General features: G+C 61.8%; 7 protein-coding genes. 3 read left to right on the top strand and 4 right to left on the bottom strand.

Annotation, left to right across the window (positions count from 1 at the left end; translation table 11 throughout):
- The first annotated feature begins 102 nt into the window (after positions 1–102).
- Both J5M66_RS21515 and J5M66_RS21510 read left to right on the top strand, forming a co-directional pair.
- Positions 103–1,422 (top strand): MFS transporter, encoded by a 1,320-nt coding sequence (locus J5M66_RS21515; RefSeq protein ID WP_024014128.1) that lies wholly within the window; start codon positions 103–105, stop codon positions 1,420–1,422.
- A 135-nt stretch (positions 1,423–1,557) separates the two neighbouring features.
- The gene (locus J5M66_RS21510; RefSeq protein WP_071173402.1) at positions 1,558–2,187 is read left to right on the top strand and encodes a flavin reductase family protein; all 630 of its coding nucleotides are present in this window, start codon (positions 1,558–1,560) and stop codon (positions 2,185–2,187) included.
- Here the strand turns inward: J5M66_RS21510 and J5M66_RS21505 are convergent, their stop codons facing one another.
- Positions 2,188–2,430 carry a hypothetical protein gene (locus J5M66_RS21505; protein WP_016773447.1) on the bottom strand — a complete coding sequence of 81 codons (243 nt, stop codon included), beginning with the start codon at positions 2,428–2,430 and terminating at the stop codon, positions 2,188–2,190.
- Between the two features lie 43 nt (positions 2,431–2,473).
- Entirely contained in the window at positions 2,474–2,827 is a 354-nt protein-coding gene (locus J5M66_RS21500; RefSeq protein WP_016773446.1) for an antibiotic biosynthesis monooxygenase family protein, read from the bottom strand.
- Positions 2,828–3,225: 398 nt separating this feature from the next.
- Here J5M66_RS21500 and J5M66_RS21495 point away from each other — a divergent pair, with 398 nt between their 5' ends.
- Positions 3,226–4,155: an AraC family transcriptional regulator gene (locus J5M66_RS21495; RefSeq protein ID WP_123443711.1), complete on the top strand. Its 930-nt coding sequence runs from the start codon at positions 3,226–3,228 to the stop codon at positions 4,153–4,155.
- Between the two features lie 124 nt (positions 4,156–4,279).
- On the opposite strand, the gene J5M66_RS21490 is transcribed toward J5M66_RS21495, so the two are convergent.
- Both J5M66_RS21490 and J5M66_RS21485 read right to left on the bottom strand, forming a co-directional pair.
- A complete protein-coding gene (locus J5M66_RS21490; RefSeq protein ID WP_207808373.1) occupies positions 4,280–5,728 on the bottom strand; it encodes an aldehyde dehydrogenase family protein in 1,449 nt (482 codons plus the stop codon).
- The gene (locus tag J5M66_RS21485; protein WP_207808436.1) at positions 5,728–7,365 is read right to left on the bottom strand and encodes a 5-guanidino-2-oxopentanoate decarboxylase; all 1,638 of its coding nucleotides are present in this window, start codon (positions 7,363–7,365) and stop codon (positions 5,728–5,730) included. The genes J5M66_RS21490 and J5M66_RS21485 overlap by 1 nt, the downstream gene beginning before the upstream one ends.
- Between the last annotated feature and the right edge of the window lie 183 nt (positions 7,366–7,548).

Here is a 7,548-nt window from a genome sequence, read left to right as displayed (position 1 = left end):
CCTCTAAACCGGCCCCTCACCCCTTGGCACACCTCCTGCTATAGCCCTGGCAGGCTGCGTTCCGACGCGCTCCACAAAAACAATTAAACGAAGGATCCTTCAATGGATAACTCCAACGCCCTGCCCCTTGGGTCGGCTGCCGTGCCGGCCAAACCGAGAACCACCGCCAGCCGGATCAAATCGATCTTCAGCGGCTCTGTCGGCAACATGGTCGAGTGGTACGACTGGTATGTGTACGCCGCCTTCTCCCTGTACTTCGCGAAAACCTTTTTCCCTGCCGGTTCCACCACTGCGCAACTGATGAACACCGCAGCGATCTTCGCCGTGGGCTTCCTGATGCGTCCGATCGGTGGCTGGCTGATGGGCATGTACGCCGACAAGGTCGGGCGCAAGAAAGCGCTGATGGCCTCGGTATACCTCATGTGCTTCGGCTCGCTGCTGATCGCCCTGAGCCCGAACTATGAAACCATCGGCATCGGCGCGCCGATCCTCTTGGTATTCGCCCGCCTGCTGCAAGGCCTGTCGGTCGGTGGCGAGTACGGCACCTCGGCGACTTACCTGTCCGAGATGGCGACCAAGGAACGTCGCGGCTTCTTCTCCAGCTTCCAGTACGTGACCCTGATCTCCGGCCAGCTCATCGCCCTCGGCGTCTTGATCGTGCTGCAAAACATGCTGACCACCGAACAGCTCTACGCGTGGGGCTGGCGTATTCCGTTCGCCATCGGCGCGCTCTGCGCAGTGGTAGCGCTGTACCTGCGTCGCGGCATGGAAGAAACCGAGTCGTTCACCAAGAAAGAAAAATCCAAGGAAAGCGCCATGCGCACCTTGATGCGCCACCCGAAAGAGCTGTTGACCGTGGTCGGCCTGACCATGGGCGGCACCCTGGCGTTCTACACCTACACCACCTACATGCAGAAGTATCTGGTGAACACGGTCGGCATGAGCATCTCCGACTCGACCACCATTTCCGCCGCCACGCTGTTCCTGTTCATGTGCCTGCAACCGATCATCGGTGGCCTGTCGGACAAGATCGGTCGTCGCCCGATCCTGATCGCGTTCGGCGTGCTCGGTACGATCTTCACCGTGCCGATCCTGATGACCCTGCACACCATCCAGACCTGGTGGGGCGCGTTCTTCCTGATCATGGCGGCGCTGATCATTGTCAGCGGCTACACCTCGATCAACGCGGTGGTCAAAGCCGAATTGTTCCCTACCGAAATCCGCGCCCTGGGCGTCGGCCTGCCGTACGCGCTGACCGTGTCGATCTTCGGCGGCACTGCCGAATACATCGCGCTGTGGTTCAAGAGCATCGGCATGGAAACCGGTTACTACTGGTACGTCACCGCGTGCATTGCCGTGTCGCTGCTGGTGTACATCACCATGAAAGACACCCAGAAGCATTCGCGGATCGTGACTGACTGACGGGGCTACATCGCTGGCAGGCCACAAAATCTGTGTCCTGCCACGAACCCTACGGGGTCTCGCGTCTGGCTGGAAATATGCGCCGGGTCCTTGCACTATGGCTGCATCCGAATGCAGCTCAGGAATCCGTTACCCATGCCCGATGACATCCACTTCTACGAACCCGCCAACGGCCACGGCCTGCCTCACGATCCGTTCAACGCCATCGTCGGCCCGCGGCCCATCGGCTGGATTTCCTCGCAGGATGCCGAAGGCCGGCTGAATCTCGCGCCGTACAGTTTCTTCAACGCGTTCAACTACGTGCCGCCGATCATTGGTTTTTCCAGCGTCGGGCGCAAAGACAGTCTGAACAACATCGAGCAGACCGGAGAGTTCGTCTGGAACCTCGCCACGCGCCCGTTGGCCGAGCAGATGAACCAGAGCTGCGCGATGGTCGCGCCTGAGGTCAACGAGTTTGAACTGGCAGGGCTGACGACCGTGGCGTCAAAGGTGATTTCGGTGCCACGGGTCGCCGAAAGCCCGGTGTCCTTCGAGTGCAAGGTTACGCAGATCATCCAGCTGCAACGCGCCGATGGCGAAACGGTGCCGAGTTGGCTGATCCTCGGTGAAGTAGTCGCGGTGCACATCGCCAAATGGCTGCTGAAGGACGGCATCTACGACACCGCCGCCGCACAACCGATTTTGCGCGGCGGCGGGCCGGCGGATTATTTCCAGCTGGGGCCTGAGGCTCTGTTCAAGATGTGGCGCCCGGGCGCACAGAAGTAATTACCAGATCAGCTCGGCGTCATCGGTGACGCCCTTGAGCTTGTCCAGCTCGTTGATGGCTGCGTCATCGGCAGCAATGGCGCCGGGGAACACCTGCTCATCGAGCAACTTGTGAAAGCGTGGGGCGCCGCCATCGACCAGGGCCTTGACCGCGATCGCCGCGTAATAACCCTTGTTGCCGCCCAGCTCGACGGGGACGACTGCGGAGACTGCTTCGAAGCGTTCAAACTCTTTACGTGCCATGTCGCGGATCCTGGCTCAATCAAATAAGCCGGACATTAAACCCTCAACCGGCGAGTTTGTGTATCGGCGCGGCGCATTGACCGAGGGCCTGCGCGGCGGAAACGTCCCTGAAGGTGTGGAAGTCGAGGCTGTTGACCACCAGGTCCTGCACCAGCTCGGCGAAGACTTCCATTGACGGACTGTTGAAATAAGTCGTCATCATTTGCTGACTGCTCCAGTAGCCGCTGACCAGCCACAGGTCGGCGTCGCACTGCGATTGTTGCAGGGAAAAACTCAGGCAGCCGGGCGCCGCGCGCGAGACCTCGATCAACGCGCTCAGGCGCACACCGAGCTCCGCCGAGCGCCCGGCCTGGGCACGAACGAAGGCCATATGACTGACAGGCATTTGCTTGGACATGATCAACCCTCCATGAAATCGCGTGGCAGCCGGGGGACGGGCTGCGACTGAAGCAAAGATTAAGGGCCGGGGCCGCCGCGCCGTTAGTCGATTCCTGCCTTCGCGTTGCACAATCCTGCGAGACTGCGCAGACGACCTGTAACAACCTGTAAACCCGCGCAACACGTCTGTCATACGCGTTTTGTGTAGGAGTTGCCGAAGGCTGCGATCTTTTGCTTTTGCCTTGAAGATCAACGGATCGCAGCCTTCGGCAGCTCCTACGGAATCGTCTGGCGGGAGACCTACGTGCACCTGCGGGCAGAATCAGGCAAGCATTTGGCAGAATGTGTCTACCGCTGCTGCTTGCACAAACATATGCTCTGCTGCATTCCCCCCCTCACTTGCCGAGGATGCCGTGCATGACGTCATTCGATCGTTTTCAAGCCGAACCCAGCGCCGACATGGAAAAGCAGCGTGCGGAGCTGGCGGCGATCATCCGCCGCAACACCAGCGACGATGGCAGCTACCAGACTGCGATCGGTTCGCTGGTGATGTCGCGCCACACCCAGTCCCATGACTTTGCCCCGGTGCTCGCGCAGCCGGCGCTGTGCATCATGGCGCAGGGGCGCAAAGAGGTGCGCCTGGCCGATGAGTTCTTCAACTACGACCCGCTGAATTATCTGGTGGTGTCGGTTTCGATGCCGCTCAGCGGCCGGGTGGTCAATGTCTCGCCAGAGGAACCGATCCTCGCCGTGCGCCTGGATATCGACCCGAGCGAAATCACCGCGCTGATCGCCGACGCCGGCCCGATGGGCGTACCGACGCGGCCGACCGGACGTGGTCTGTACGTGGAAAAAATCGACAGCGCCATGCTCGACGCGGTGCTGCGTCTGGCCCGGCTGCTCGACGCGCCGAAAGACATCGCCATGCTCGCGCCGCTGATTCGCCGGGAGATTCTCTATCGCCTGCTGCGCAGCCCACAGGGCCATCGTCTGTATGAGATTGCGATTGCCAACAGTCAGAGCCATCGCATCAGCCAGGCCATCAAATGGCTCAACGGCAACTTCGAGCAGCCGCTGCGCATCGATGATCTGGCGCGGGAAGTGAACCTCAGCGTGTCGACGTTGCATCACCGTTTCAAGGCGATGACCGCGATGAGTCCGTTGCAATATCAGAAGCAGTTGCGCCTGCAAGAGGCGCGGCGGCTGATGTTGACCGAAGGGCTGGAAGCCTCGGCGGCGGGGTATCGGGTGGGCTATGAAAGTCCGTCGCAGTTCAGCCGTGAGTACAGCCGACTGTTTGGCGCGCCGCCGTTGCGGGATCTGGCGCGGTTGCGGCTTTCGGTCTGATCCGGAACCTGAAGTGGGGCTTATGGCGCTTTCGCGAGCAGGCTCGCTCCCACAGGGAAATGCATTCCAATGTGGGAGCGAGCCTGCTCGCGAAGGGGTCAGTCCAAGCGCTACATATCTATGATCAGACCGCGCGGATCACATGCTTGATCTCCTGAAACGCCGCCAACCCCCAAGGCCCCAGTTCGCGGCCGACACTGCTCTGCTTGTAACCACCCCAAGCCGTCTGCGGGAAAATCACCTGCGGAGCATTGATCCACACCAGCCCTGCCTGCAAGGCATTGGCCACGCGATCCGCCGTTGCAGCATCGCGCGTCACCACACTCGCGACCAGGCCGAACTGCGTGTCGTTGGCCAGCGCAATCGCCTCGCTCTCACTGGCGAAACTGCGCACACACACCACCGGGCCGAAAATCTCTTCACGCCATAACGCGCTGTCCAGCGGCACGTCGGTGAACACCGTCGGCTGCAGAAAATAACCGCGCGGCAAATGCGCCGGACGATTGCCGCCGCACACCAACCTCGCCCCGGCGCTCAAACCGCGATCAATATGCCCAAGCACCCGCTGGTACTGCGCCTGATTGACCAGCGCGCCCATCTCCACATCCGCATCAAACGGATCGGCGACTCGAATCGCCTCCGCACGTTTTTGCAGGCGCTGAAGAAATTCGTCCATCAATGCCTCGGCCACCAGCACGCGACTGGTGGCCGAGCACATCTGCCCGGCGTTGAAAAACGCCCCACCACAGGCCAGTTCCACCGCCAGCTCCAAATCGGCATCCGCCAGCACCAGCAACGACGATTTGCCACCCAGCTCCAGGCTCACACCCTTCACCGTTTCGGCAGCGCGTTGCATCACCTGCACGCCAACCGCATTGCTGCCCGTGAAGGAAATCCTGGCGATGCGTGGATCCGCCGACAACGGCGCGCCCACCGCCAGACCAGTGCCGCAGACCAGATTGAACACGCCGTCGGGCAAACCGGATTCAGCGATGATCGCGGCCAGTTCCAGCTCCGGCAGCGGCGTCACTTCAGAAGGTTTCAGCACCACGCAGCAACCGGCGGCGAGCGCTGGCGCCAGTTTCCACGCGGTGGTGACCATGGGGAAATTCCACGGCACGATCAGCCCGACCACGCCGCAGGGTTCACGCCGCAAGCGTGCGCTGAAATCCTCGCTGGGCAGCGGCACGTTGCTGTCCTGACCGGCGTCGAAGCCTTCGGCGAGTTCGGCGTAATAGTCGAAAGTGGCGATCACATCATCGACATCGATGGCCGCTTCGAACTGCGGTTTACCGTTGTTGCTCGACTGCAGGTTCATCAAGTGATCGCGACCGTTGCGCACGCCGTTGGCAATGTTGCGCAGGATCGCAGCGCGTTCGGCGCCGGTGGTTGTCGACCAGTGTTCGAACGCCTCGGTCGCCGCGCTGATCGCCTGGTCGACGGCGTGTTCGTCACCGCCATTGACGGTGGTCAGCAGCGCTTCGGTAGCGGGATTGATCACCCGTAGATGCTCGCGGCCCGACGACCATTGACCGTTGATGAAGAGCCCATCAAGTGTGGTTGGAAAACTCATCATTGGGCCACCGCCTGCATCCACTGGTTCTGGTCGATTTCAATCAGCGTCGGGCCTTGCCGGTCCGTCGCTTTACGCAGCGCTGCGCGCAATTCGTCGATGCTGCTGATGGCTTGCGCGGCGCAACCGAGGCCCTTGGCCACGGCGACGAAATCCGGGGTGTAGATGTCCACGCCGACCGGATCGATGGCGCGGTTGACCATGTACTTTTTGATCTCCTCGTAACCCTGGTTATTCCACAGCAGCACGATTACCGGCACCCGCGCCTCAACGGCGCTAGCCAGTTCCGGCAGGGTGAACTGCAAGCCGCCGTCGCCGATCAGGCACACCACTGGCGGTCGCGCGCCGTTATCGAGTTGGCCGCCGAGCCACGCACCAATCGCCGCCGGCAACGCATAGCCGAGGGTGCCGTAACCGGTGGATGCGTTGAACCAGCGACGCGGACGCTCGGGATTGAAGGTGAGGTTGCCGGTGTACACCGGTTGCGTGGAATCGCCGACGAACACCGCGTCAGGCAGCTCGTGCAACACGGTTTCGAGGAAACGCGTCTGCGCCAGCGTTGGTGCATCCCAGCTCGCCGCCAACTCATTACGCAGACGCGCGGCGCGGACCTGGCCCCAATCATTGCAACGCTCGGCCAGCGGTTGGTGCGACAAGGCGCTGAGCAATGCTTGCGCGGCATTGCGCGAATCAGCGACCAGTGCGACGTACGGCGGGTAGTTGCGCACGGTCTGATCGGCATCGATGTCGATGCGCAACAGCTTGCCGGGAATCTCGAAGCCGCCGGCGAAGGTCACGTCGTAATCGGTCTCGGCCAGCTCGGTGCCGATCGCCAGCACCACGTCGGCTTCAGCGACCAGTGCGCGGGTGGCAACCAGGCTCTGCGTCGAACCGATCAACAACGGATGACTGGTCGGCAGCATGCCTTTGGCATTGATGGTCAGCGCCACTGGAGCGTCGAGCAATTCGGCGAGTCGGGTCAGCTGCGGCGCTGCGTCGATGGCACCGCCGCCGGCGAGAATCAGTGGACGTTGCGCCGTGGCGAGCAGTTCGCTCATGCGGGCCACGGCAGCCGGTGCGGCGCCGGCGCGATCGATATTCACCGGCAGGCTGGCGAGCAACTCATCGGCCTCTTCCACCAGCACGTCCAACGGAATTTCGATGTGCACCGGACGCGGTCGCCCGGCCTGGAACAGCGCGAAAGCGCGAGCAAGCACCACCGGCAGTTCGGCAGCGGACATCAGCGTGTGCGAGAACGCTGCGACGCCGCCGACCAGTGCGCTCTGGTTCGGCAGTTCATGCAACTTGCCGCGCCCACCACCCAACTGACTGCGCGACTGCACGCTGGAGATCACCAGCATCGGAATCGAATCGGCGTAAGCCTGGCCCATGGCCGTGGTGATATTGGTCATGCCCGGGCCGGTGATGATGAAACACACACCGGGTTTACCGCTGGTACGCGCGTAGCCGTCAGCCATGAACCCGGCGCCCTGTTCATGACGAGGCGTGACGTGGTTGATGCTTGAACGCGCGAGGCCTCGGTACAGCTCGACGGTGTGCACACCGGGAATGCCGAACACCTGCTCGACCGCGTAATTCTCCAACAGCTTGACCAGTACTTCGCCGCACATTGCCATGTTGATTGCCCTTTCATTCACTGAACACTCCCTGTGGGAGCGAGCCTGCTCGCGAATAAGCGGTCCAGCCAACATCCGTGTCGAACCTTGAACCGTCTTCGCGAGCAGGCTCGCTCCCACAGGGTCCGTGGAGTGCCCATTGGAACGGTGCGCAACTGGCAGCAACAATCGATTAAAAGTCAT

The sequence above is a fragment of the Pseudomonas sp. 67(2021) genome (assembly GCF_017491835.1).
GTDB classification, from domain to species: domain Bacteria; phylum Pseudomonadota; class Gammaproteobacteria; order Pseudomonadales; family Pseudomonadaceae; genus Aquipseudomonas; species Aquipseudomonas atacamensis.
The sequence above is the reverse complement of the archived record's forward strand: the minus strand, read 5'-3'. Positions and strand labels throughout refer to the sequence as shown.